Raw genomic sequence first — 25012 nt, 5'->3', positions numbered from 1 at the left:
TACGGGAGTGCACGCAAGGGTGGGGCCATTGTCCGACGCTCATGAGGAGCCCCGTGACCGACGTCCCCGTCACCGTCGAAGCCCGCGGCAGCGACTTCGCACGACTGGCACGCAAGATCAACGAAGCCGGCCTGCTGGACAGGCGGCCTCTCTACTACACGCTTCGCCTCAGCCTGGTGGGCCTTTTCTTCGCCGGCGGCTGGGTGGCGTTCGTCCTGGTGGGCGACTCCTGGTGGCAGCTGCTCGTGGCCTTCGCGCTGGCCTTGGCGTTCGCGCAGGTGGCGCTGGCCGCACACGACCTGGCGCACCGGCAGGTGTTCCGGACCCGCCGGCCGAGCGAGTTCGCCGGCCGCCTCGTGGGCAACCTGCTGATCGGCATGGGCTACGGCTGGTGGACCGACAAGCACACCCGCCACCACGCCAATCCCAACCACGAGGACCATGACCCCGACGTCTCACCCGCGGTGATCGTCTGGTCGACCGACCAGGTGGAGCGCGCCCGCGGCCTGCCCAGGTTCGTGGCGCGCTGGCAGGCGTTCCTGTTCTTCCCGCTGCTCACGCTGGAGAGCTGGCACCTGCACGTGGCCAGTTTCAAGGCGCTGCGCACCAAGGCGATGCGGCGGCGCGGCCTCGAGGGGACGCTGCTGGTGCTGCACTTCGCGTGGTACTTCGGACTGATCTTCAGCGTGCTGCCGTTCGGCATGGCCGTGGTGTTCACGCTGGTGCACCAGGCGGTCTTCGGTGTCTATCTCGGCTGCACGTTCGCGCCCAACCACAAGGGCATGCCGGTGCTCACCGCCGCCGACGAGCTGGACTTCCTTCGCAAGCAGGTGCTGACCTCGCGCAACGTCCGCGGCGGCTGGCTGGCCGACGTGGTGTTCGGCGGGCTCAACCACCAGATCGAGCACCACCTGTTCCCGAACATGCCCACGCCCAACCTGCGCAGGGCCCGGCCGATCGTGCGGGCGTACTGCGAGGACCTCGGGGTGGAGTACGTCGAGTCGGGCGTGTTCAGCTCCTACGGCCAGGCGCTCCGCCACCTTCACGAGGTCGGCCGCACGCTAAGAGGAGCCGAGGCGGGCGCGTAGCCGCTCCCGTCTCACCTCGAGCTCGGAGATCAGGACGTCCTGCTCGTCGGCCATGCTCAGCATCGCCGCCCGCTCGATCGCATCCGTCGCGCCCATGTCCCTGACCTGGGCGCGAATCTCGGCGGTCGACCCTTTCAGCTTCGCGATGTCCTCGTCGAGCCGGCGAAGCTCGTCTTCGGGCCGGCGGCGCTCATCCTGTGTGCTCATTCCGATCCCTTACCCGGCCGAAATGCCTTCAATGTGTAGAGGAGAGCGGCAAGGGCCGTGAGCGTAGGCGCCGGTGACGGTGTAGACGGCCCCCATGACCAGGGGCGGGAAGTAGCCAGGACGCGTACCGGGCCGACCCTGTCGGACAGGGCGCCGCCGAGCGGCCTGGCGATCACCGCGGCCAGGGAGAAGCCGGCCGCGCGCAGGCCCGACTCGGTCTGGGACAGGTGGAAGCATTTCGCTACGTTCTGCGATGAAGGCGGGGTATGGCCCAGGCGGTGGATCGGGAGGCCGTCCGGCGCCGGTCGGCGCGACAGAATGGACGCATGAGAGTGACGATCGCGGCGGTGACGGTCATCCTGCTCGGGTCCGCGATCACCGCGCTGATGAAGTCAGGCGTCACCCTCACCGTGCTCGACGTCGTCCTGCCGCTGGTGGCGGCCGGCGCGCTGTTCTTCAGGCACCGCCATCCCGTCGCCGTCCTGCTCGTCGTGATGATCGCCACCGCGGTCTACTACCCCCTCTCCGCCCAGGACGGGCCCGTCCTGGTGGCGCCCATGCTCGCCCTCTACACCGCCGCCGACCTCGGGCACCTGGTGGCCGCGGCCACGGTCGCGGGCATGGCGCTGCTGGGCATGGGGCTGGGCGAGACCGGCGGCGTCCGGCACGTCGACGACAGCCTGTTCCTCATGATCGCCGGCTGGATGGTGGCCGTGGTGGCGAGCGGCGGCGTGACCCGCAACCGGCGCGCCTACCTCCAGGAGGCCGAACGGCGGGCCGCCGAGGCCGAGCACAGCAAGGAGGAGGAGGCCAAGCGCAGGGAGACCGAGGAGCGGCTGCGCATCGCGCGTGAGCTGCACGACGTGCTCGGCCACAACATCTCGTCGATCAACGTGCAGGCCGGGGCGGCGCTCCACGGCATCAGGAAGCGGCCGGAGGACGCCGAGGCGGCGCTTCGGGCGATCAAGGAGACCAGCAAGGAGACGCTGCGGGAGCTGCGCGCCACCCTGGGCGTCCTGCGGCAGGTGGACGAGGGGGCGCCGACCGCTCCCACGGCTGGGCTGCGGCAGCTCGACGAGCTGGTCCGGCGCACCGGCCTCGACGTCACCAGGCGGGTCTCGCACGGCGACCTTCCCGTCGAGGTGGACCTCGCCGCCGCGCGGATCGTCTCCGAGGCACTGACGAACGTCTCCCGCCATTCGGCGGCCGGAAGCGCCCGGCTCACCATCACCGAAGAATCCGGAAAGATAGCGATAACAGTGGAAGACGACGGGCCCTCCGCCGTCTTCACGGGAGGAAGCGGGTACGGCGTGCAGGGCATGAAGGAGCGGGCGGCCGCGCTGGGCGGCACGCTGGAGGCGGGGCCGCGCCCCGAGGGCGGCTACCGCGTCGTCGCCGAGCTGCCGCTGTGATCCGCGTCCTGCTGGCCGACGACCAGACGCTGGTGCGGGCCGGGTTCCGGTCCATCCTGTCCGACGAGGACGACATCGAGGTGGTCGCCGAGGCCGCCAACGGCGTCGAGGCCGTGGCCAGGACCCGCGAGCTGCGCCCCGACGTGGTGCTCATGGACATCAGGATGCCCGAGCTCGACGGCCTGGAGGCCGGGCGCCAGATCGTCACCGACCCCCGCATGGCCGGCACGAAGGTGATCATCCTCACCACCTTCGACCTCGACGACTACGTGTACGGCGCGCTCAAGGCGGGCGCCAGCGGCTTCCTGGTCAAGGACACCGAGCCCGCCGAGCTCATCCACGCCGTCAGGGTGGTGGCCCGAGGAGACGCGCTCATCGCCCCCTCGATCACCCGCAGGCTCATCGCCGAGTTCGCCGGCCGGGTCAAGCGCCCCGCCCCCGGCCCGGAGCTCAACTCGCTGACCGACCGCGAGCGCGAGGTGCTCGAACTGGTCGCGCACGGCCTGTCGAACGACGAGATCGCCACGCGGCTCGTGCTCAGCCCCGCGACCGCGAAGACCCACGTCAGCCGCATCATGACCAAGCTGAACGTGCGCGACAGGGCCCAGCTGGTCGTCCTGTCCTACGAGGCCGGTCTCGTCACGCCCGGATGGCTTACGCCCTGAGGAGTACCCGCCACGCAACCGTGGGCCGATGCGGCGGCGCATGCCGTACCGGGAGGGTCGGGGCATGGAAACGGTGGACCTGGCCCGCTTGCAGTTCGCGCTGACCGCGGGGGCGCACTTCCTCTTCGTCGCGTTGACGCTCGGACTCGCGACGCTGGTCGCGGTGCTGCAGACGGTGGCGACGCTGACCGGCAGCCCGCTGCACCAGCGCATGGTGCGGTTCTGGGGCCAGCTCTACATCATCAACTACGCCATGGGCATCGTGACGGGGCTGGTGATGGAGTTCCAGTTCGGGATGTCGTGGAGCGGGCTGACGCACTTCGCGGGCAACGTCTTCGGCGCGGCCCTGGCGATCGAGACGCTGGTCGCCTTCTTCGTCGAGTCCACCTTCCTCGGCCTGTGGATCTTCGGCTGGAACCGGCTCAACAAGTGGGCGCACCTGGCGCTGATCTGGATCGTGACGCTGACCGCCTACGCCAGCGCCTTCTGGATCCTGATCGCCAACGGCTTCCTGCAAAACCCCGTCGGCCACCAGGTCGTGGACGGCGTGCTGCGCCTCACCGACTTCGGCGCGCTGACCGCCAACCCCGCCTCGCTCGTCGCCTTCGGGCACGTCCTGAGCGGCGCGATGGTCGTCGCCGGGTTCTTCATGGCCGGGGTGAGCGCCTACCATCTGCGCAGGCGCACCACCGAGCAGGACTTCTTCCGCAAGTCGCTCCGGATCGGCGCCGGCCTGGCCCTGCCCGCCACGCTGGTCACCGCGACCTTCGGCGGCATGGGCTTCCAGACCCTCCAGCCGGGCAAGGCGGCGGCCTGGTCCGGCGGCGCCGACGACCTCGCCCGAATCCAGGCCGACATGGTGGCCCGCTTCGGCCCCGGCGACCACCTGCCGCCCGTCGGCCTGGTGCAGGCCGCGGGCATCACGATGATGCTGCTGTTCGCCGTCATGCTCTTCTTCTCGGCGGCCGGCTTCCTGCTGATGCTGTTCCGGCCCGCCGTCCGCGGGTTGCGGATCTGGCACTGGCTGCTGACCGCGATGATCCCCGTCCCGTTCGTCACGATGCTGGCGGGATGGGTCTTCCGGGAGGTGGGCCGCCAGCCATGGGCGGTGTACGGCCTGCTGACCACGGCCGACGCGATGTCCCCGCTCAGCGCCACGGAGGTGCGCGTCTCCCTGATCGCCTTCAGCGCGGTGTTCGGGGTGCTGATCCTGGTCAACTACTGGCTGCTGGCCAGGACCGCCAGGCGCGGCCCCGACGCCGTCGCCCTGGGTGCCGAACGCCCGATCGAGACCCCCGTTCCCGCCCTGACCTTCTGAGGACGCCACCATGGAGATCTTCGTCCTGGCCTTCTTCGCGCTCGGCTACTTCCTGCTGGCCAGCGCGGACATCGGGGTGGGCATGCTGCTGCCGTACCTCGGGAAGACCGCCACCGAGCGCAGGACCGTCATCGCCGCGATCGCCCCCTTCTTCCTCGGCAACGAGGTGTGGCTGGTGGCGCTGGCCGGCGTGCTCGCCGGGCTGTTCCCCGAGCTGGAGGGTGAGCTGCTGGGCGGCAACTACCTGGCCCTCGTGGCGTTGCTCGTCAGCTGGATCGTGCGCGACATGGGGCTGTGGCTGCGCGGCCGGGTGCCGGCGGCGTGGTGGCAGGCCGGCTGTGACGGGGCGATCGTGGCCGGCTCGTGGGGGCTGGCGCTGGCCTGGGGGGTGATCTTCACGCGGATCCTGCCGGTGCCGGTCGCGGCGGCGCTCGTGGTCGCGGTGCTGTTCGCCATGCACGGGCTGGCGTTCGCGGGGCTGCGGCTGACGGGCCGGCTGCGGGAGCGTGCCGTGCGGCTGACCGGAGGCTCCGGCGAGAGGCCCACCTACGCGCTGACGGCGGCGGCGCTGACCGGCATCGTGGTGCTGGCGGGGGCGGACCTCGACCTGGCGGCGTCGGCGGCCGACGGGGCCACGCTGGCGCTGCTGGTGCCGGTGATGCTGGTCCTGATGCCGCTGCTGGTCCTGGCGCAGGCGTGGGTGTGGTGGACCTTCCGCCACCGCGTCACGGGACCCTCCTACCTCTGACCCCCGACGCGCCTCGCCACCTTCTACGCCTCCGCCATCCAGGGCATGTCGGCCCAGGCCCGCGACGGCGCCACCCGCGAGGAACCGGAGCGGGTGGCACGGCCGGCGATGCCGGCCTACCCGGTCACCGAGCGATGATCGAGGCGTCCTCCGGCGGCATGTCCTCGCGCGGGGCGGCGCGCAGCCAGCGGCAGCCGTGCGGCGCCATCGGCAGCGTCACCCTGCCGTCCTCGACGTCCATGCTCTCGTCGGAGAGCAGGTCGGTGAGCACGCAGTCGCCCCGGTCCTTCAGCAGCAGCTCGACCTCCGTCGCGGTGTCGCCCAGGTTGTGGACGGCCACCACGGTCGCGCCCGCGGCGTCGCAGCGGTGCGCGAAGATGCTCGGGTTGCCGGTCTCCAGCACCGTGTTCTCGCCCCATGCGAGCTCCGGGCACTCCCGGTAGCGCTCGATCAGCAGCTGGAACCAGCGCAGCAGCGAGTCGGGGTCCCGTTTCTGGTCGGCGACGTTGACCCGCTCGGGGGCGAAGCTGCCGCCGGGGATCCCCCGCACGGGCTCGGCCTCGCTGAAACCGCCGCCGCGTGACCACTGCATCGGGGTCCTGACCGCCATCCTGCCCTCTTCGTCGAGGTTGTCACCCATGCCGATCTCCTCGCCGTAGAAGATCACCGGGGTGCCAGGCATGGAGAACAGCAGGCTGTAGGCCATCTTGACCCGGCGCAGGTCACCGCCGAGCATCGAGGGCAGCCGGCGGCGCAGGCCCCTGCCGTAGATCTGCATGCTCTTGTCGGGGCCGAAGGCCTCGAACACCTCCTGCCGTTCCTCCTCGCTGAGCTTGTCCAGGGTCAGCTCGTCGTGGTTGCGGAGGAAGGTCGCCCACTGGCAGTCCTTGGGCGGCATGATGCGCTCGCGCAGCGCCTGGTAGATCGGCTCGGCCTCGTCCCTGGCCAGCGCCAGCCAGATCCGCTGCATGAGGATGAAGTCGAAACACATCGTGAGCTGGTCGCCGTTGCCGTCGCCGAAGTAGCCGACGAGGTCCTTGTAGGGCATGTTGACCTCACCCAGCAGGATCGATCCGCCCTCGCGCCGGCACATGAAGGCGCGCAGGTCGGCCAGGAAGGCGTGCGGGTCGGGCAGCTTGTCGCCCACGTTCTCGATGAGGAACGGCACCGCGTCCACCCTGAACCCCGACAGGCCCAGCTCCATCCAGAAGCCGAGGATGCGGGCGATCTCGTCGCGCACCTCCGGGTTGGCGACGTTGAGATCGGGCTGGTGGCGGTAGAAGCTGTGCAGGTAGTACTGCCCGGTCCGCTCGTCGAACTGCCAGATCGAGTCCTCCTTGTCGGGGAAGACGATCTGGCTGGGGTCGTCGGGTTCGGGCGTGTCGCTCCAGACGTACCAGTCGCGCAACCGCGACTGCTTGCTCGATCGCGAGTCCTTGAACCACGGGTGCTGGTCGGAGGTGTGGTTGACCACCAGGTCGGCGATCACCCTGATCCCCCTGTCGGTCGCGGTGCGCATGAACTCCACGAAGTCGCCGAGCGTGCCGAGCCGGGGGTCGACGCTGTAGAAGTCGGTGATGTCGTAGCCGTCGTCCCTGTTGGGGGTGGGGAAGAAGGGCATGAGCCACAGGCAGGTGATGCCCAGGCTGTGCAGATAGTCGATCTGCTGGGTGAGGCCGCGGAAGTCGCCGACCCCGTCGCCGTTGCCGTCCTTGTAGGTCTCGACGTCGAGACAGTAGATCACCGCGTTCTTCCACCAGAGATCGCTGGTATAGGTCAGGCGCATCCGCCTCCGCTACCCGATCAGGCGTATGGTGAACGCGTGCGGACCAGGTTGCCTGCTGCGCTGCTGCTCCTGCTGTCCACACTGTTCCTGGCCGGCGGGACGCCCCCGCCTGCCCCCGTCGTGGCCGCCGTCCACGCGCAGATCGCCGGAGCGGCCGATCACCAGCAGGTCCTGCCCGACCCCACCAGGCCGCACGCCCACGCGAGCAAGGGCGTGCACGCCACGGGCGGCGGCCTCGCCATCCTCACCGCCGCCCTTCCGTACGGCCGGCGCGCCGCGCTGACCGCTGTCGCCGGCGCCCGCCCGAGGGCGCTCGGCGGCGAGCACCACGCGAGCGCGCCGGCCCGCGCGCCGCCCACCTCCACACCGCTCTCCTGACCCCATCAAGAGCCTTGTGGAGGCCCCATGTCCCGTGCGCCGTTGTGGCGTGCGGTGGCGGCGCTTGCCGTCATCGCGACTTCGTTGTTCCTAGCCCTGACCATGCCGCCGCGCCTCGGTCTCGACCTGCGCGGCGGCACCCAGCTCGTCTTCGAGACCAGAGACTCGCCCACCGCCAAGGCCGACGCCGAGGCCACCGACCGGGCGCTGGACGTGCTCCAGCGCAGGACGGACGCGCTGGGCGTGGTCGACCCGACCCTCGTCCGCTCGGGCGAGAAGCGCATCATCGTCGAACTGCCGGGCGTGCTCGACCCGCGCAAGGCCGCCGAGGTGATCGGCAGGACCGCGCAGCTGTCCTTCCACCCCGTCCTCGGCGACGACGGCCAGACCCGCGACGAGGACGGCCGGCCGCTCCGTCTCGGGCCGGCCGCGATCAGCGGCGACGGCGTCACCGACGCGGGGGCGGGCACCGACCCGCAGCGCGGCGGCGCCTGGTTCGTCACCGTCGACTTCCGCGAGAGCGCGCCGTGGCAGAAGCTGACCGGCGCGGCCGCCTGCGAGCCCGTCGGCGACCCCAAGCGCAGGGTCGCCATCGTGCTCGACGACAAGGTCATCTCCTCGCCGCAGGTGAACGAGGGGACGCCGTGCCGTACCGGCATCCCCGGGGGTTCCACCGAGATCACCGGCTCCTTCACCCCCGAGGAGGCGAAGAACCTCGCCGTGCTGATCAAGGGCGGTTCGCTGCCCGTGCCGCTGGAGATCGTCGAGCAGCGGACGGTCGGCCCCACCCTCGGCGCCGACGCCATCGCCGCCAGCGCGCAGGCCGCCGTGGTCGGCGTGATCCTGACCGGCGCCTTCATCATCCTGGTCTACCGGGTCGTCGGGCTGCTGGCGGCGATCGCGCTGGTGAGCTACGGCCTCATCTCCTACGCCGCCCTGGTCGCCCTCGGCGCCACGCTCACCCTGCCGGGCCTGGCCGGATTCGTGCTGGCGATCGGCATGGCCGTCGACGCCAACGTGCTGGTCTTCGAGAGAGCCAGGGAGGAGTACGGCCGAGCGGGCCTCAAGACCGCGCTCGACCAGGGGTTCGCGAAGGCCTGGAGCGCCATCGCCGACTCCAACGTGACCACGCTGCTGGCCGCCGGGCTGCTGTTCTGGCTGGCCTCGGGCCCGGTCAAGGGGTTCGGCGTGACGCTGTCGATCGGTGTGGTCGCCTCGCTGATCTCAGCCATGATCATCACCAGGGCGCTCACCCAGTGGATCATCGGCAGGACGCCGCCGCGAGCCTCGGGTCTCGCCTCGATCGGCAGGGTGCGCGCCTGGCTGACCGCCCGCAGCCCCTTCGTGATGCGGCACGCCCGCCGGTGGCTGGTGGGCGCGGCCGTCCTGGTGCTGGTCGCGGTCGCGGGGCTCGTCTCGCGCGGGCTGAACTTCGGGGTCGAGTTCACCGGAGGGCGGCTCGTCGAGTTCACCACGTCCACGCCGATGAGCACGGACACGGCCAGGGCGGCCGTCGCGGGCGCCGGACACCCCTCGGCCGTCGTGCAGAGCTCGGACCAGGGGATCTCGGTGCGGACCGGGCAGATCACCGGCGACGACGTCGAACGCATCCAGCGGGCGCTCGGCGACCGGGTCACCAAGGTGCGCGACGAGCTCATCGGGCCCTCCCTCGGCGCCGAGCTGCGGCGCAACGCGCTGATCGCGCTGGGCGTGGCGCTGGCGGCCCAGCTGGCCTACCTGGCGGTGCGGTTCCGGTGGACGTTCGGCGCGGCGGCCGTGCTGGCGCTGCTCGTCGACACGGCGGCGGTCGTGGGCACCTTCGCCTGGCTCGGCAAGCCGATCGACGGGGTGTTCCTGGCGGCGATGCTGACGATCGTCGGGTACTCGGTGAACGACAAGGTGGTGGTCTTCGACCGGGTGCGCGAGCTGTGGGCGCGGCAGCGGACCAGGCCGTTCCCCCAGGTGGTCAACGAGGCGATCCTGCAGACCGTGCCGCGCACCGTGAACACCGGGCTGGGGGCGCTGTTCATCCTGGCGGCGCTGGCGGTGTTCGGGGGTGACTCGCTGCGGGACTTCGCGATCGCGCTGCTGATCGGGATCGTGGTGGGGACGCTGTCGTCGTCGCTGGTGGCCGGGCCGTTGGCGATCGAGTTCGAGCGGTACAGCAAGCAGCCGCCGCCGTCGCCGCCCGCCCGCCGTACCTCCCGGCCCCGCGAGGGCTCCGGCGCGGTCCTCTGACCACCGGCCGGACGGCTCCCTGACGCCCCGGCCCCGCTCCCACCCGCACGGCACGCAGGGTGATGGCGGGGCCGGGGCCCCTACCGGGAGGCGCCGTCGCCCGGCACCGGCGGCCGTACCAGGCGAGGGCCTACCGGTGGGCGGATCACTCGCTCCCTCCGTACGGCAGCGCCGGCACCCAGAACTCCACCGTCGTCCCCCGGCCCGGCTCGCTCCTGATGGCCCACCAGCCTCCGGCCGCCTCCGCGCGTTCGCGCATCTCCAGCAGCCCGAAGTGGTCGCGCCCGGACAGCGTCTCCACCGGCTTGGCGAGGCCGACGCCGTCGTCGGTCACCCTGACGAGCACGCCGTGGTCGGCGGAGACCAGCGACACCTTCACGCTCTCCGCCCGCGCGTGCTTGTGGACGTTGGAGAGCGCCTCCTGCAGGATCCGGAAGATCGTGATGCGCGTTTCGGGCGGCGGCTCGCGGACGAGGTCGTGGCTGACGCTGACGGTGAGGCCGGTGCCCGCCACCGTCTCGTCGAGATAGCCCTGGACGGCGTCGATCAGGTCGTCGTCCAGTCCCGGCGGCCGCAGCCTGAAGGTGAGGCCGCGCAGCCGCTGGACGGCCGCGCTGACGGCCTCGCCGAGCCGTTCGACGGCGTCGGCGTGCTCCGGCGGCACCCGGTCGGCCAGGAGCTGCAGCCGCATCCCGACGGCGACCATCGACTGGATGGTGTCGTCGTGGACGTCCCAGGCGATGCGCCGCCGCTCGCGCTCCTGCGCCTGGACCAGGTGGGCGAGCAGGCGTCCGCGCTCGTCGAAGGCGCGCTCTGCGGTACGGCGCTCGGTCATGTCGCGGGTGACCTTGCCGAAGCCGCGCAGCCGTCCGGACTCGTCGAACAGCGCGGTGATGATGACGTTCGCCCAGAACCTCGTGCCGTCCTTGCGGACCCGCCACCCCTCGTCCTCCAGCCGTCCCTCCGCGATCGCGGTCTCCAGCTCGCGCTCCGGCTTTTTCGCGGCGACGTCCTCGGGCGGGTAGAAGACCGAGAAATGGCGGCCGATGATCTCCTTGGCCGTGTAGCCCTTGACCCGCTCGGCGCCCGCGTTCCAGCTGATGATGTGACCCCGGGGATCCAGCATGAAGATCGCGTAGTCGACGATGCTCTGCACCATCAGGTGGAGGTCTGTGTCGGCGTCGGCCATACCGCAGCATGCCACGCCCACCCCCGCGAGCGGTACGGCACGCATGTCAGCCGACGGCCGCGCCCGCCCTGGCGCCGTCGGAGTCCGTCGCGGCCACCAGCTCGCACCAGACCACCTTGCCGCCGTCCAGCGGGGCGGCACCCCACCGGGCCGACACCTGCTCGACCACGTGCAGGCCCCAGCCGTCACGCGGTCCAGGCTCGCGGGGCGCGGGCAGTTCGGCGGCGGCATCACCCACCTCGATGCGGATCCGCGACTCGTCTCCCGCCAGGCGCAGCAGCGGCGGCCCGTCGCCGTGCAGCAGCGCGTTGGTCACCAGCTCCGAGACGACGAGCAGCACGTCCTCGCGCGCACCACGGTAGGCGGTCTCGACCACGAACCGTCCGGCGATCTCGCGGGCGGCCGTGATGCTGGACAGCTCGGCTTCCAGCCGCTCCTCGATCTCGTATGCCATGCCCCTCACTTTCCCCACCAGGGCGTGGCCTCACGAGACGCAATTTCCCCAGCGGCCAGTAGTGCAGATGCATCAGTCAAGCAGGCCGTCCCTGCGTGCGATGACGACGGCTTCCAGCTTGGAGCGCGCGCCCAGCTTCTCCAGCACCCGCTGGACGTGGTTGCGCGCGGTGTTGCGGGCCACGCCGAGCCGGCGGCTGATCTCGACGGTGCTGGCCCCCTCTCCCAGGAGCGCCAGCGTCTGGCGCTCCCGCGCGGTCAGCCCGCCGCCCGGGTGCGCCGCCCTTCCCGTCAGCCGGTCGAGCACGTCGGCCAGCAGGTCGGGCGTGAAGACCATGCCGCCGGCGGCCACCTCGCGGACGGCCGCCTCCAGCTCCTTCAGCCCCGACGACTTGGCGATCAGGCCGGCGCCACCGGCCGCCACGGCCCTGGTGGCCATGGCGGCGCTCACCTCGCCGGCGACCACCAGCACGCGCACCCCGTCGGCGGCCGACGCGAGGCTGCCGATCGCCTCGATCCCGTCGCCGTCGGGCAGCCGCCGATCGAGGAGCACCACGTCGGGCCGCAGGCGTCCGGTCTCGGTGCCCGCCTCCGCGATCGAGACCGCCCTGCCCACCACCTCGATGCCGTCGGCCCGGTCGAGCGCCATGCCGAGCGCCTCGGCGACCATGTCGTGGTCCTCCACGAGCAGCACCCGGATCGACGGCATGGGCTCATTCTCTTTCAGCCCTGGGCTCGTCTGGCGGCCAGGGCGGCGCCGACGCGCTGCACGTCGCCGTCGTCGGCGGGATCGAGGCCGGTCAACGCGGGGTCGCGGGCCTGATGGGCGTCGCGGAGGGGGTGCTCAGGTGGTTCCTGCCGTTCAGGGGCGGCGACGGGCTTCGCCGGTTTCGAGATCTTCTGGGACGGCAGGCGGTACGCCGACAACCTGGTGAGCGGCGCGGCGAGCGAGCACACCGCCGCCGCGGCCGTCTGCGCCGGGATCGTGCCCGCCGGGCGGCTGCCGCTGATCAGGGAGTTCCTGCTGGACCGGGCGGCGCCCTGCTGGGCGCCGCCGACCACGTCGCCGGGCTGTGCAAGGACTGGGCCGCGCTGGGGCAGGGCACCTTCCGCGAGTGCTGGGACGGCGGGTCGTACTGTCACGGCTGGTCGGCCACGCCCAGCAGGGACCTGCTCGTCCACACCCTGGGGATCACGCCCGCCGAGCCCGGCTACGAGAGGGTCAGGATCGCGCCCCGGCTGGGTCACCTGCGCTGGGCGCGCGGTGCCGTACCGTCGCCGCACGGGCTGATCGCGGTCGAGGTACGGGATGACACGATCACGGTGGACTCGCCGGTCCCGTACGAGATCGTGCATCCCGACGGGCGGGTCAGCAGGGGTCAGGGCTCGGGGACCACGGACCTTCACGTCTTGGTCGAGTGAGGGGCGATCGGCGACAAATGAGGCTAACCTCTCGCCCATGAGTGACTACGCGATCACATTCGACCTCGTCGACGCCAACAATGACGGGCTGATCTCCGCCGCGGAACTGGTCCGCCTGATGGAGGTGCTCGGCCAGCCGATCACGATCGAGGCCGCGCAGGCCGGTGTCGCCAGGCTGGACCGCGACGGTGACGGCCTCATCTCGCTGGAGGAGTTCGGCCGCTTCATCCAATAGTTATAAAAACAAGCACTTGCTTCCCAGCTCCTCTGTCAGTTAAGTAACAAGTGGCGACGGGAGGGGTTAAGGGCATGAAGGGTGACTGGAGCGACGGACGCCGCCTCTGGGAGTCCGCTCCCCCCGGCATCGTCCACGGGTTGCGACCCGGCATCGGCAGGCTCTCCGACGAGGTGATCGAGGAGATCCAGGCCCGCATCCCCGAGTACGCGAGGCCGTCGGACGAGATCTACATCAAGGTCGTGCGGAGGGCGGTCGAGGAGGCCATCGGCCGCTTCCTCGACCGCATCGAGAACCCCGACGCCCCCTGGGATCCCGAACCGTTCCGCATGATCGGCAGGGGAGAGGCCGCCGAGGGCCGCAACCTCGAACCGCTGCAGACCGCCATGCGCCTGGGCGCCAGGGTCGGCTGGCGGCGGCTGACCGAGCTGGCCGAGCCGCTCGGCCTGACGCCCCAGTCCCTCTACGACCTCGGCGAGGCGATCTTCGTCTATCTCGACCAGCTCGCCGACGCCGCCGCCGAGGGCTTCGACGAGGCCAGGGCCCACGCGGCAGGCGAGATGGAGCGGCGCCGCCACCGCCTGCTCGACCTGCTGCTCTCCCAGCCGCCCGCCGCCGCCGAGGCGATCGCCGACCTGGCGAAGGCCGCCGGCTGGCGGCTGCCGAGGACCGTGGCGGGCGTCGCGCTCGACGACCAGAACGGCACCCCCTCACTGCCTCCGGACGTCCTCGTCGGCCTCGACCGTCCCCAGCCGTGCCTGCTCGTCCCCGACCCCAACGGTCCCGGCCGGCCGCAGATGCTGGAGAAGAGCCTGCGCGGATGGCGGGCGGCGGTCGGCCCCGCCGTCCCGCTGGAACGGGCGGCCGTCTCGCTGCGCTGGGCCACCGAGGCGCTCGACCTGGCCCGCCGCGGGGTGCTGCCGCGCGCCAGGGGCCCGCTGCGCTGCGCCGACCACATGTCCACCCTCATCGTCTTCAAGGACGAGGACCTGGTCGGCGCGCTGGCGCAGACCCGGCTGGCCCCGCTCGCGCACCTGCGCAAGTCGCAGCAGGACCGGCTGGCCGAGACACTGCTGGCCTGGCTGCGCTACGGCAGAGGCGCCGGCGAGGTGGCCGCCAGGCTGCACGTCCACCCGCAGACCGTCCGCTACCGGCTGCGGCAGCTCGAAGAGCTCTACGGCGACCAGCTCGGCGACCCCGACGTCCGCTTCGAGCTGGAGATCGTCCTCAGGGCGAGGCAGGCCAGGACCGGAACAGCCTGAGGCGGTCCTCGCCGACCCGCTCGCGCAGCGCGTGGTCCTCGACGCCCAGGTCCTCCTCCGGCGCCAGGCACAGCACGCCCACCTTGCCCACGTGCTCGTTGGTCTGGACGGCCCGCGCCGCGTCGCCCGCCCGCTCCAGCGGGTAGACCCGCGAGAGCGTCGGATGGATCATCCCGAGCGAGATCAGCCGGTTGATCTCGGCGCATTCCTGGTAGTTCGCGCCGTGCGAGCCGATGATCCGCTTGAGCTTCATCCACAGGTGCCTGTTGTCGTAGGCGTGCTCGAAACCGCTGGAGGAGCCGCAGGTGACCACCGAGCCGCCCTTCCTCGCGACATAGACGGACGCGCCGAAGGTCTCCCTGCCCGTGTGCTCGAAGACGATCGCCGGGTCCTCGCCGACCTGCCTGCGCACCTCCGCCCCGAGCCTGCGCCACGCCTTCTCGTCGTCGAGGTGCTCGAACTGGGTGCGGTCCACGACGTGCTCGCAGCCCATCCGGTGCAGCAGCTCGGCCTTCTCCGGCGAGCTGACCACCCCGACCGGGATGCCGCCGCCGTTCCTGACGAGCTGCACGCCGTACGCGCCGAGGCCGCCTGTCGCGCCCCACAGCAGCACCACGTCGCCCTGCTTCATCCGCGAGCCGTGCTCGCCCACCAGCATGCGGTAGGCGGTGGACGCGCACAGCATGTTGCACGCGGCCTCCTCCCAGCTCAGGTGGGGCGGCTTGGGCAGTAACTGGGTCGCCTTCACCACGGCGAACTCCGCCAGGCCGCCGAAGTTCGTCTCGAACCCCCACGCCCGCAGGTCGCCGCCCAGCATCCCGTCGTGGTGGGTGATCGGGTCCTCGCCGTCCACGTACGCCGGGCTGGTCACCACCCGGTCACCGATGCGCCAGCGCCGTACGGCCGTGCCCGTCCTGACGACCACCCCTGCCGCGTCGGACCCGAGCACGTGCGTGTCCAGGTCGTGCCGTGGATCGGTCCTGCCGAACCGCTCGAGGAAGGCGAAGGTCGGGATCGGCTCGAACATCGCCGACCAGACGGTGTTGAAGTTGATCGCGCTGGCCATGACCGCGACCAGCACCTCGTCGGGGGCCAGCGGCGGCATCGGCACCTCGCCCACGTGCAGCGACCTGCGCACGTCCTTGTCCACCCCCTTCGCCCCGTGCGGCGTCCTGCCGAACATGCCGACCTCGTCCTTGCGGATGTAGGTGGCCTTGTAGGTCGAGGGGACCCGCGCGTGCTCGAGCTCTTCGGGATCCGCGCCCTCGATCACTGCCTGTACCAGCGTCATGGAAGACCTCTCAGGTGTGCGGCGACGATCTCTACGTGCGGGGGGTCGAGCAGGTTGAGATGGTGCGAGCCGGGGACGGGGACGATCTCCAGATCCTCGGCGTAGGGGGCGAACCCCCTGGCGGGGTCGTCCCGGTGCGCGTAGCGGGCGTCCTCGACGGCCCACGGGGTCGGCTCGGTGGAGCGGTAGAGGACGACCCTCCCCCGGTACGGCCCGCAGCGGTAGCGCTCGATGGCCAGGGTGTCCTCGTGGGAGGTGCGCTGGTGGCGCAGGATGGCGGGGCTCAGGGCGGCCAGGACCCCCGACTCCTCGACCCGCGCCTCGGTGAGCGCGAGCTGGCCGGGCTCGTCGAGGTCCTTCAGGTCGTCGTAGGTGAGGGCGACCGCGGCGCCGTAGGTGTCCTGGAGGTACCGCGCGAAGTCGGCGTACCGCCGGGCGCGCACCTGGGTGAGCGTGGCGGGATCGAGCCGGTCGGGAAGCCCCGAGTCGATCATCGCGACCAGCTCGACGGCGTCGTCGCCGAGTTGCCTGGCGATCTCGAAGGCCACGATCCCGCCGAACGACCAGCCGCCGAGGCGGTAGGGGCCGGGGCAGGTGCGGGTGATGGCCTCGGCGTAGGCGGCGGCGCGCTCGGGGATGCCGGCCGTGCCGTCCAGCCGTTCCAGGCCGAGCACGGGGGTGTCGAGGAGGGAGGCGAGCCGCCGGTAGACGCCCGTCGTGCCACCCGCCGGGTGCGCCAGGAACAGCGGCGCCGCCCGGCCGGTGGCGCGGCCCGGCCGGGTGAGCGGCCGGACGACGCCCTGCCCGGCCTCCCGCTCGTCCGCCGCGCGCACCGCGTCGGCCAGCTCGGCGACCGTCATCCCAACCGCCCGGAGACCCGGCTCGGCGGGCATCACCCCAACCGCCCGGAGACCCAGCTCGGCGGGCGCCGCGCCAACCGCCCGGAGACCCAGCTCGGCGGGCGTCACGCCGCCCGCCCGGAGACCCGCCCCGGCGTCCGTCGCCCCGCCCGCCCGGAAGCCCGCCTCGCTTGCCACGGTGGTCGCCACCTCGGCGGGGAGGACCTCGTCGAGGCGCGGCACGCGCCCCAGGATCTGCTCGGCCACCCTCACGACCAGCCGCTCGGCCGCGTCCCTCGGCGCCGTCTCCACGGCGGTCGCCCGGCCTTCCCGTCGGCCCGGCTCGGGGCCGAGCGCGCCGCCCTGCACCGGGCCCAGCGCGCCGCCCTGCTCGGGGCCCAGCGCGCCGCCCGGCTCGGGGCCCGCCTCGATGCCCAGCTCGGCCGCGACCGCCCGCGCCACCTCGCCCAGCGTGGCGCCCCTGAGCAGCAGCCCGGCCGGCACCGCCACCCCGAAGTCGTGCTCGAACGTCCCGCGCAGCCGCGTCGCCGCCAGCGAGTCCAGCCCCAGGTCCGTCAGCACCGCGTGCTCCCCCGGCCACCCGCCCCGGTCGCCCGACCGGCCGGCGTCGAACCCCAGCACGCCCGCCACCCGCTCACGCACCCGCGCGTGGATCACCCGCATCGCCTCGCCCGGCGCCAGCTCGCCCAGGTCACGCCGCCGCTCCGCCACCCCCTCGACCACCATCGAGAAGTACGGCATGCGTCCCACCCGGGGGAACACCGCCATCGCCGCCGCCGGATCGAGCCTGACCACCCCCGCCGACAGTTCCCGCCGCAGCAGCGCCTCCAGCGCCTCGATCCCCTCCTCGGGGGTGAGCGGCGTGACGGCCGGCAACGGGTCGGCCCCGGCCCACGTCCCCCAGCTGATCGACACGGCCGGCAGCCCCTCCGCCCTGCGCAGGCCGCACAGCGCGTCCAGGTAGGCGTTCGCCATGCCGTACGCGGCCTGCCCCGGCGAGCCGAGCAGGGCCGCCGCCGAGGAGAAGGCCACCCACCAGTCGAGGGCACGGTCGCGCGTCGCCTGGTGCAGCCGCCACCCGCCGGTCGCCTTGGCCGCCCACACCCGTTCGACCGACGCCGCGGTCAGCGCGGTGACCAGCCGGTCGTCCAGCACGCCCGCCGCGTGGACGACCCCGCACAGCGGGACTCCCCCTTCCGTCACGGCCGCCACCAGCCGCTCCGCCGTGCCCTCCGCGGCGAGGTCGCCCGTGACCACCTCGACCGCGGGCAGCGCGGCGAGCCGGGCGGCGGCCTCGGCGGACGGTCCGGCCCGGCCGTTCAGCACGACCCTGGCCGCGCCCCTGTCCACCAGCCAGCGCGCCACGAGCAGGCCGAGCGCGCCGTACCCGCCGCTGATCAGGTAGCCGCCGCCCTCCCGCACCACCGGGGGACGTCCTGGACGGTCGGCGACGAGCTCGGCGCGGCGCAGGCGGGCGGCGTAGCGGACGCCGTCGCGCCAGGCCACCTCGTCGTCGTCGCCGTCGTGCGCGAGCTCGCGCGCCAGCGCGGAGAGGTCGTCGACGTCGATCAGCGTCGCCCTCAGCTCGGGATGCTCCAGCGCCAGCACCCTGACCGCGCCGCGCAGGGAGGCGGCCGCCGGGTCGCCGCGTTCCCCCTCCAGGACGGCCTGCGCCCGCTCGGTGACGATCCTGAGCCGCCTGCCGTCCCCGGCCAGCCGCGCCAGCCGCGCCAGCCGCAGCAGCACGCCCGGCGGGTCGGCGTCCGCCCCCACCAGCACGAGCGGGTCGCCGTCTGGCCCCGCGGGCAGGAACGAGGCCAGGCGGGCGGCTCGCGGATCCCCCTCATCGGCCAGGATGAGCCATGCGCGAGCCGGCGCCGCCTGGTCGTCCGCCAGCGGGGCCGGGGCCCAGATCCGTTCGACGAGCTTGTCGGCCAGCCGTACCGGCACGCCGGTCTCCGGGATCTCAGCCGTCTCGATTCCCTCAATTGTCCCGTCTACACGGAACCGCCCGATTCTTTCCTTCGCATCGGCCGACGGGCCCGCGCCCGCCGAGCCGTACAGCTTCCACACCCCGGCCGCGTCCTTGGCGTGCACCTCGACGCGCCCCCCTGCCCGCGTGACGGTGATCCGCGCCGGCAACGGCAGCAGCCCGTACAACGCGACGTTCTCCACGGCCGTGCCGCCCGTCGCCGCCAGCGCCAGCCGGGCCACCACCTCCACCGGCAGCACCGCGTGCCCGTCGCGGTGCCAGGTCGCGGGATCCAGCTGCCAGGGCGGCTCGGACAGGTCGTCCAGCTCGGTGGACCAGCCGTGCCCGGCGGGCGTCTCCACGTGCGCGCCCAGCACCGGATGCCCGCCGGCGGCCGGCGGGCGTTCCGGCGCCCAGTGCCGCTCCCGCCGCCAGCGCGGGCGCGGCACGTCCACCACCCGCCCGTCCACATCCGGCGGTACGGCGGCCGCCACCCTGGCCACCTGCTCCTCGAACCCCCGCGCCGCCCCGTCCCGCACGCCCGCGGCGGAGGAGCGCGGCCGGGCGAGCGAATGGGTCACCAGCGCGCCAGGAAGGCTGTCCCGGAGCGCGGCGGCCAGCACCGGATGCGGCCCGATCTCGGTGAACACGGTGTGCCCGTCCTCCGCCGCGGCGCCGACCGCCTGCGCCAGCCGGACCGGCCGCCTGATGCCCGCCGCCCAGTAGGCGGGCTCGAACGTCGGCGTCTCCCTCGGGTCGTCGAGCACCGTCGAGTAGAACGGCACCTCCGGCTTCCCCGGCACGATCGCCGCCAGCTCCGCCCTCAGCCGCGGTTGCAGCGGTTTGACCTGCGGCGAATGCCCCGCCCCTTCCGCCGTCAGCACTCTCGCGTAGCGCCCGTCCGCCTCCACCCGCGCCGCGAACCGCGCCACCGCCTGCTGGTCGCCCGTGACCACGGTCTGCGTCGGCGAGGAGTAGACGGCGACGTGCAGGTCGGACGGCACCTCCTCGGCGGCGGCCTCCAGCACGGCCATCGCGCCGCCCCCGCCCAGAGAGCCCAGCAACCCCGCCCGCCGGCAGATCACCCGGACCCCGTCGTGGAGCCCCAGCCCGCCCGCGACGACGGCCGCCGCGACCTCGCCCATGGAGTGTCCGATGACGGCCGCGGGCCGCACCCCGTACGCCGTCCACAGCCGGCTGAGCGCGATCTGCACGGCGAAGATCATGGGCTGCAGGTGGGCGACGCCGTCCGCCTCCCAGGTGTGCAGGTCGATGCCCGCCTCGGCGCGCAGGAGCGGCGCCAGCTCGTCGACGGCGTCCCGGAAGGCGGGCTCGGCGGCGTAGAGGTCGCGTCCCATGCCCGGCCACTGCGCGCCGTACCCGCTGAAGACCCACACCGGCCCCCGCCCCCCGGTGGGCACGGGCTCGACGGTCGCGAGCGCGGCGGCCAGCTCGCCGGCGGTCCTGGCCACGGCGGCGGCGCCCACCCGGCCCCGGCCCGCCCGGCGGGCCAGCGTGTGGGCGACGTCCCGCAGCCAGGAGCCGGACGGCTCCGGACGGGCGGTGAGCCAGGCGGCGAGATCGGCGGCCTGCGCCCGGACCCGGTCGGCGGTGACGTCGCTCAGGACGAACACCCGCGCCGCAGCCGTCCCGTCCTTCGGCGGGGCCGGCACCCGTGGGCGGACCGGGCGGAAGGCGTCCAGGACCACGTGGGCGTTCGTGCCGCCGAAGCCGAACGACGACACCCCCGCCCGCGCGTCGGCGCGCGGCCAGGCCGTCGGCTCGGTGACGACCGACAGCGTGTCCCAGGGCACGTGCGGGTTCGGCGTGTGAAAGTGCAGGCTGGGCGGGATGAACCCGTGGTGCAGCGCCAGCACCGTCTTGATGAAACCGGTCACCCCCGCCGCCGCCTCCAGGTGGCCGAGGTTGGTCTTCACCGAGCCGAGCAGGACCGGCCCTGGGACGGCGGCGGCGATGGCGCCGGCCTCGATGGGGTCGCCGAGGAAGGTGCCGGTGCCGTGCGCCTCGATGTAGTCGGGCCCCCTGTCGAGCCCCGCGTAGACGGTGCGGAGGAGGTCCTGCTGGGCGTCGGGGTTCGGGGCGACCAGGCCGTTGGAGCGGCCGTCCTGGTTCACGGCCGACGCGGTGACCACCGCGAGGACCCTGTCGTCGTCGCGGAGAGCGTCGGACAGGCGTTTGAGCACGACGACACCGCAGCCCTCGGCCCGCACCATCCCGTCGGCCGACGCGTCGAACGCCTTGCACCTGCCGTCCGGCGCCGTGCCGCCGGCCCGGTCGAAGGCCATGGTGACGACCGGGGAGAGCAGCAGGTTCACGCCCGCGGCCAGGGCCAGGTCGCTCTCCCCCGCGCGCAGGCTGGTCACGGCCAGGTGGACGGCCACGAGCGAGGACGAGCAGGCGGTGTCGACCGCCATGGACGGCCCGCGCAGGTCGAGCAGGTACGACAGCCGGTTGGCCGCGATGCTGAAGGCGGCGCCGGTGGCCGTCCACGCGTCCACGGCGGCGGGGTCGGCGGTGGTGAGGTGGGCGAACTCGTTGCCCGAGATGCCGACGAACGCCGCGGTACGGCTGCCGCGCAACGAGCGCGGCGCGATGCCGCCGTGTTCCAGCGCCTCCCACGCCGTCTCCAGCAGCAGCCGCTGCTGGGGGTCCATCGTGGCGGCCTCGCCCGGCGGGATGCCGAAGAACTCGGCGTCGAACCCCTCGATGCCGTCGAGGAAGCCGCCGTGCCTGGTGGTGCGGTCGAGGGCGGCGGCGGTGCGGGCCGTACCGTCGTCGAACCGTTCCCAGCGCCCTTCGGGGACCGTCCGTACGGCGTCGCGGCCCTGGAGGAGAAGGTCCCAGAACGCCTCGGGCCCGTCGGCGCCCGGCAGGCGGCACCCCACCCCCACCACGGCGATCGGCTCGGGCCCGCCGGACAGGCGCTCGTCCAGGCCGGGTACCGCCTCGGGCGCGCGCCCGCCGGTCGGGCGGAGGGGGTGGGCCGGTGAGCGTCCCGCGGCCGGATCGGCGAGCGCGCCCGTGGCCAGCGCCGCGGCGAGCCGGTTGATCGTCGGGTGTTCCCACACCAGGGTCGGCGCCAGCTCGCGCCCGACGAGCTCGGCCAGTTCCCCCGCGATTCCCGTGGCGTCCCGCGACGACAGCCCGAACTCCTCCAGCGGCCGGTCGGGGTCCACCTCGGTCAGGGCACACCGGGAGGAGATCCGCTCCGTCAGGAAGCGTCGGATGTCGCCTTCACCGAGTTCGTCCACGGGCGCTCCCATGCTGCCGGGGGTGATCGGTCAACTTACCGAGACGAACCATCCAGGAGCAGGCCGTAGCGGAACATTCCTCCAGTTCGTTTTTGTCACGCGGGTGATAATTGTCCGCGGAGCGCAAGCCGTAGCGCCTTTTCGTTGCCTGCGGTGATAGCTGCCGCCCGCGGGCACCGCCTAGCCTCGCCTCCACGCTGAGGAGGGCCGATGAGGGCCGATGAGGGCCGATGAGGGCTGAGGACGGTGATGGGCATCATGCGATCCAGGGGCTTGCTGGCCGTGGCGCTGGCGTCGGTGCTGGTCATGGGCTCGTCGGCCGGTCCCGCGCTGGCCGATCCCGACTGGTCGCTGGTCCCGGACGGGCAGACCGGGCAGGAGCGGCCGGCCGCCGACCGCCGCGGCGAGCCGGCGAGACCGGCCACGGCCGAGGGGCGGAGCGAGCCCGAGGAGCCGGGCGGCCGGCCACCCGGCAGCGGCCAGGCCGAGCAGCCGGGAGAGGTGCCCCCGCAGGACGGCACCGCCGGCGACCCCTTCCCCGGCGACCCGAACGGCAGGCCGCCGTCCAAGGCCCCGCAGCCGCGACGCACGCAGGAGCCGGCGCGACAGCAGGCTCCGCCGGGCGACGCCGGAGACCCCCGCTACGCCCCCTGGCAGAAGGCGCTGAAAGGTCCGGCGAGGGTGGTGAGGGAACGCCGGCTCGGCCCGCGGATGCTGGACATCCTCATCTCCTCGCCGTCGATCGGCCGGATGATGCCCGTCCGCCTGCTCCTCCCCAGAGGCTGGTCGAAGTCCGCCAAGCGCACCTGGCCTGTCCTGTACCTCCTGCACGGCGGCGCCGACAACTACACCGCGTGGACCAGGATGACCGACGTCGTCTCCTTCACCGAGAACGTCGACGCGATCATCGTGATGCCCGAGGCGGGCCGCGCCGGCAACTACTCCGACTGGTTCAACGGCGGCCGTGGCGGCAGCCCCGCCTGGGCGACCTTCCACACCCAGGAGGTGCGGCGGCTGCTGGAGATCGGCTACCGCGCCGGCACCCGCAGGGCGATCGCGGGGCTGTCGATGGGCGCCTACGGGGCGGTGAAGTACGCGGCGCAGAACCCCGGCATGTTCGGGTTCGTCGGCGCCTTCAGCGGCATCATGGCCACCCAGCTGCCCGGCATCCCGCAGATCATCCAGAACGCCCAGCTCAGCGAGGGTCACGACCCGAACGCGCTGTGGGGCGACCCGGCCGGGAACAAGGACGTCTGGGCCGCCAACGACCCCCTGGTGCTCGCGCCGAACCTCAGGGGGACCGCGATCTACATGTCCAGCGGCACCAACAGCTTCCTGGGCCCGCTGGACCCGCCCGGCTCGCCGTGGCATCCCGCCCACCTGGGCGAGCCCATCTCCGCCTACACCGCGAAGGCGCTGAGCAAGCGGCTGGACCGGCTCGGCATCAAGCACACCATGAACATGTACGGCAACGGCACCCACACCTGGCCGTACTGGAACAGGGAGTTCAAGAACTCCTTCCCGATGGCCCTGCGCGCCCTCGGCCTGAGGGGCGGCGGGGATCCCTCGGCGGCGACGATGCGGGACGAGCGCGAGTGGGAGTACGACGACCCGCTGCCGCCGATCACGCCGCCCGACGCCGTCCAGCCGGGCCCGCTTCCTCTCGGTGTCATGAACTGGACGCTGCAGCGGTGACACTTGATCCATGAACCTGCGTGACCGCAAGAAGGAGCGAACGCGGCAACTGCTGTCCGACACCGCGATCGCGATGTTCCTGGCCGAGGGTTTCGACCAGGTGGCGGTCGCGGACATCGCGGCGGCGGCGGAGGTGTCGAAGCCGACGCTGTTCAGGTACTTCCCCGTCAAGGAGGACCTGGTCCTGCACCGCATCGCCGACCACCAGGGCGAGCAGGCGAGGGTGGTGGCCGCCCGCGACCCGCGGGAGTCGCCGCTGCGGGCCCTGCGCCGGCACTTCCGCCAGGGCCTGGAGGCGCGCGACCCCGTCACGGGGCTGTGCGACCTGCCCGAGGTGCTGGCCTTCTACCGCCTGGTGTACGGCACGCCGAGCGTGGCCGCCCGCCTGGTCGAGTACGGCACCGCCGACGCCGCCCTGCTGGCCGGCGCGCTGGGCGGGCCCGCGCCGCGCCTGGTGGCCGTCCAGGTGATCGCCGTCACTCAGGTGCTCGCGCACGACAACGTGGCGGCCGTGTCGGCCGGCCGTACGGCCGATGAGGTCTTCCCCGAGGCGGCCGCGGCCGCCGATCTCGCCTTCGACCTGCTCAGCCACGGCGCCGCAGGGCGCGGCTACTGATCTCCGTCATGTTCGTGACGCCGATGGTCTCCTTCTTGAAGGGGTAGGCGAGGGCGTCGAGCGCGGCGAGCTGGGCCTCGGTGTCGTCCTCGGCCTCGGTCTGGAAACGGAAGGTGAACCAGCTGATGGACCGGTCGTAGGCGAGCGAGCCGCCCTCGCGGAAGCCGATCTCGCAGGCGTCGGCCTGCTCGCGCAGCGTCTCCCGCTGGGCGTCGGTGAGGCCGTCGAACCTGGCGCGGATGATCACTCGGTAGGTGTCCATGTCGTGTCCCTCGTCGCGTAGGTGAGGACCCGGTCGCCGAGCAGGCTCTCGATGGTGTCGAGCCGTTCCAGCAGCGCGTCGGCGATGGCCGCGGGGGGCTGCCCGTCGGCCGTCCGCCTGCCGATCTCGCGCAGGACGTGCTCGTGCACCCAGCCGAGCTGCTCGGCCACGAGCGCCGGCGTCGGATCGCCGGGTGCGGCGCCGGTCTCCTCCGCCAGGGCGGCGGCGAGCTCGGCGACCATCTGCTCGGCCAGCTCGACCAGCCTCGCGGTGAGGGTCGGGGCGGCTCGCGCCATCTCCAGGAAGCGGCCGAAGCCCTCGGTCAGCCCGATGCTCCCGTCACGGCGGCGCAGCTCGTCGCGCAGCGTGGCCAGCACGGCGCCGGCGGCCGACTGCCCCGCCGCCCGCCCGCGCACGATCGCGGCGAGCCGGTCCCGCGAGGCGGGCGGGATGACCAGGTCCTCTTTGACCTTGAAGTAGTTGTAGACCGTGTTGGCCGCCACGTCGGCGGCCCTGGCCACCTCGGTGACGGTGACATGGTCGAACCCGCGCTCGACGAAGAGCCGCAGCGCCACTTCGGAGATGTGGCGCTTGGTCTCTTGCTTCTTGCGTTCGCGCAGGCTCACGCCGATGGAGTCTACTC

The 25012-nt window shown here is 72.8% G+C and carries 21 protein-coding genes; 12 read left to right on the top strand and 9 right to left on the bottom strand.

The window, feature by feature from the left end:
- The first annotated feature begins 41 nt into the window (after positions 1-41).
- The gene (locus ACWENQ_RS37185) at positions 42-1088 is read left to right on the top strand and encodes a fatty acid desaturase family protein (RefSeq protein ID WP_452418405.1); all 1047 of its coding nucleotides are present in this window, start codon (positions 42-44) and stop codon (positions 1086-1088) included.
- Here the strand turns inward: ACWENQ_RS37185 and ACWENQ_RS37180 are convergent.
- On the bottom strand, positions 1062-1295 hold the full coding sequence (locus tag ACWENQ_RS37180) for a hypothetical protein (protein ID WP_354914428.1): 234 nt from the start codon (positions 1293-1295) through the stop codon (positions 1062-1064). The two genes, ACWENQ_RS37185 and ACWENQ_RS37180, sit on opposite strands and share 27 nt — an antisense overlap.
- A gap of 326 nt (positions 1296-1621) precedes the next feature.
- On the opposite strand from ACWENQ_RS37180, the gene ACWENQ_RS37175 reads away from it, so the two are divergent.
- The 4 genes from ACWENQ_RS37175 to ACWENQ_RS37160 all read left to right on the top strand — a co-directional run bounded on the left by ACWENQ_RS37175 (position 1622) and on the right by ACWENQ_RS37160 (position 5438).
- Entirely contained in the window at positions 1622-2707 is a 1086-nt protein-coding gene (locus ACWENQ_RS37175; RefSeq protein WP_452418404.1) for a sensor histidine kinase, read from the top strand.
- A complete protein-coding gene (locus ACWENQ_RS37170) occupies positions 2704-3372 on the top strand; it encodes a response regulator (RefSeq protein ID WP_449918401.1) in 669 nt (222 codons plus the stop codon). The genes ACWENQ_RS37175 and ACWENQ_RS37170 overlap by 4 nt, the downstream gene beginning before the upstream one ends.
- A 64-nt stretch (positions 3373-3436) precedes the next feature.
- Entirely contained in the window at positions 3437-4690 is a 1254-nt protein-coding gene (locus ACWENQ_RS37165; RefSeq protein ID WP_452418403.1) for a cytochrome ubiquinol oxidase subunit I, read from the top strand.
- A 10-nt stretch (positions 4691-4700) separates the two neighbouring features.
- Positions 4701-5438 carry a cytochrome d ubiquinol oxidase subunit II gene (locus ACWENQ_RS37160; protein ID WP_449918407.1) on the top strand — a complete coding sequence of 246 codons (738 nt, stop codon included), beginning with the start codon at positions 4701-4703 and terminating at the stop codon, positions 5436-5438.
- Positions 5439-5562: 124 nt separating this feature from the next.
- On the opposite strand, the gene ACWENQ_RS37155 is transcribed toward ACWENQ_RS37160, so the two are convergent.
- Positions 5563-7224 carry an alpha-amylase family protein gene (locus tag ACWENQ_RS37155; RefSeq protein ID WP_452418402.1) on the bottom strand — a complete coding sequence of 554 codons (1662 nt, stop codon included), beginning with the start codon at positions 7222-7224 and terminating at the stop codon, positions 5563-5565.
- A 36-nt stretch (positions 7225-7260) separates the two neighbouring features.
- Here ACWENQ_RS37155 and ACWENQ_RS37150 point away from each other — a divergent pair, with 36 nt between their 5' ends.
- Positions 7261-7602, top strand: coding sequence for a hypothetical protein (locus ACWENQ_RS37150; protein ID WP_452418401.1), 342 nt, complete (start codon positions 7261-7263; stop codon positions 7600-7602).
- Positions 7603-7629: 27 nt separating this feature from the next.
- On the top strand, positions 7630-9840 hold the full coding sequence (gene secD / locus ACWENQ_RS37145; RefSeq protein ID WP_452418399.1) for a protein translocase subunit SecD: 2211 nt from the start codon (positions 7630-7632) through the stop codon (positions 9838-9840).
- A gap of 145 nt (positions 9841-9985) precedes the next feature.
- Here secD and ACWENQ_RS37140 read toward each other — a convergent pair whose 3' ends face one another.
- From ACWENQ_RS37140 to ACWENQ_RS37130, 3 genes are all read right to left on the bottom strand, one after another.
- Complete coding sequence (locus tag ACWENQ_RS37140; RefSeq protein ID WP_452418397.1) at positions 9986-11029, bottom strand: PAS domain-containing sensor histidine kinase; 1044 nt, start codon at positions 11027-11029, stop codon at positions 9986-9988.
- A gap of 46 nt (positions 11030-11075) precedes the next feature.
- A complete protein-coding gene (locus tag ACWENQ_RS37135) occupies positions 11076-11483 on the bottom strand; it encodes an ATP-binding protein (protein WP_452418396.1) in 408 nt (135 codons plus the stop codon).
- Between the two features lie 72 nt (positions 11484-11555).
- A complete protein-coding gene (locus tag ACWENQ_RS37130) occupies positions 11556-12191 on the bottom strand; it encodes a response regulator transcription factor (RefSeq protein ID WP_449918418.1) in 636 nt (211 codons plus the stop codon).
- Positions 12192-12304: 113 nt separating this feature from the next.
- Between ACWENQ_RS37130 and ACWENQ_RS37125 the strand changes: the two genes are divergently transcribed.
- From ACWENQ_RS37125 to ACWENQ_RS37115, 3 genes are all read left to right on the top strand, one after another.
- Positions 12305-12904, top strand: coding sequence for an alpha-L-rhamnosidase C-terminal domain-containing protein (locus tag ACWENQ_RS37125; protein WP_449918421.1), 600 nt, complete (start codon positions 12305-12307; stop codon positions 12902-12904).
- A 37-nt stretch (positions 12905-12941) separates the two neighbouring features.
- The gene (locus ACWENQ_RS37120) at positions 12942-13139 is read left to right on the top strand and encodes an EF-hand domain-containing protein (RefSeq protein WP_354914402.1); all 198 of its coding nucleotides are present in this window, start codon (positions 12942-12944) and stop codon (positions 13137-13139) included.
- A gap of 74 nt (positions 13140-13213) precedes the next feature.
- Positions 13214-14401 (top strand): helix-turn-helix domain-containing protein, encoded by a 1188-nt coding sequence (locus ACWENQ_RS37115; protein ID WP_354914400.1) that lies wholly within the window; start codon positions 13214-13216, stop codon positions 14399-14401.
- Here ACWENQ_RS37115 and ccrA read toward each other — a convergent pair.
- Together ccrA and ACWENQ_RS37105 are read right to left on the bottom strand one after the other, a co-directional pair.
- On the bottom strand, positions 14367-15692 hold the full coding sequence (gene ccrA, locus ACWENQ_RS37110) for a crotonyl-CoA carboxylase/reductase (protein WP_452418395.1): 1326 nt from the start codon (positions 15690-15692) through the stop codon (positions 14367-14369). The two genes, ACWENQ_RS37115 and ccrA, sit on opposite strands and share 35 nt — an antisense overlap.
- A complete protein-coding gene (locus tag ACWENQ_RS37105) occupies positions 15689-21796 on the bottom strand; it encodes an SDR family oxidoreductase (RefSeq protein WP_452418393.1) in 6108 nt (2035 codons plus the stop codon). Before ACWENQ_RS37105 ends, ccrA begins: the two co-directional genes overlap by 4 nt.
- A gap of 258 nt (positions 21797-22054) precedes the next feature.
- Between ACWENQ_RS37105 and ACWENQ_RS37100 the strand changes: the two genes are divergently transcribed.
- Both ACWENQ_RS37100 and ACWENQ_RS37095 read left to right on the top strand, forming a co-directional pair.
- Positions 22055-23491: an alpha/beta hydrolase-fold protein gene (locus ACWENQ_RS37100; protein ID WP_449918428.1), complete on the top strand. Its 1437-nt coding sequence runs from the start codon at positions 22055-22057 to the stop codon at positions 23489-23491.
- Positions 23492-23501: 10 nt separating this feature from the next.
- Positions 23502-24107, top strand: coding sequence for a TetR/AcrR family transcriptional regulator (locus ACWENQ_RS37095; RefSeq protein ID WP_449918430.1), 606 nt, complete (start codon positions 23502-23504; stop codon positions 24105-24107).
- Here the strand turns inward: ACWENQ_RS37095 and ACWENQ_RS37090 are convergent.
- Both ACWENQ_RS37090 and ACWENQ_RS37085 read right to left on the bottom strand, forming a co-directional pair.
- Complete coding sequence (locus tag ACWENQ_RS37090) at positions 24076-24369, bottom strand: DUF6204 family protein (protein WP_449918432.1); 294 nt, start codon at positions 24367-24369, stop codon at positions 24076-24078. The two genes, ACWENQ_RS37095 and ACWENQ_RS37090, sit on opposite strands and share 32 nt — an antisense overlap.
- Positions 24351-24995 (bottom strand): TetR/AcrR family transcriptional regulator, encoded by a 645-nt coding sequence (locus tag ACWENQ_RS37085; RefSeq protein WP_452418392.1) that lies wholly within the window; start codon positions 24993-24995, stop codon positions 24351-24353. The genes ACWENQ_RS37090 and ACWENQ_RS37085 overlap by 19 nt, the downstream gene beginning before the upstream one ends.
- Positions 24996-25012 lie beyond the last annotated feature (17 nt).

It is taken from the genome of Nonomuraea sp. NPDC004354 (assembly GCF_053602555.1).
This window is presented reverse-complemented; position numbering and strand designations above follow the sequence as displayed.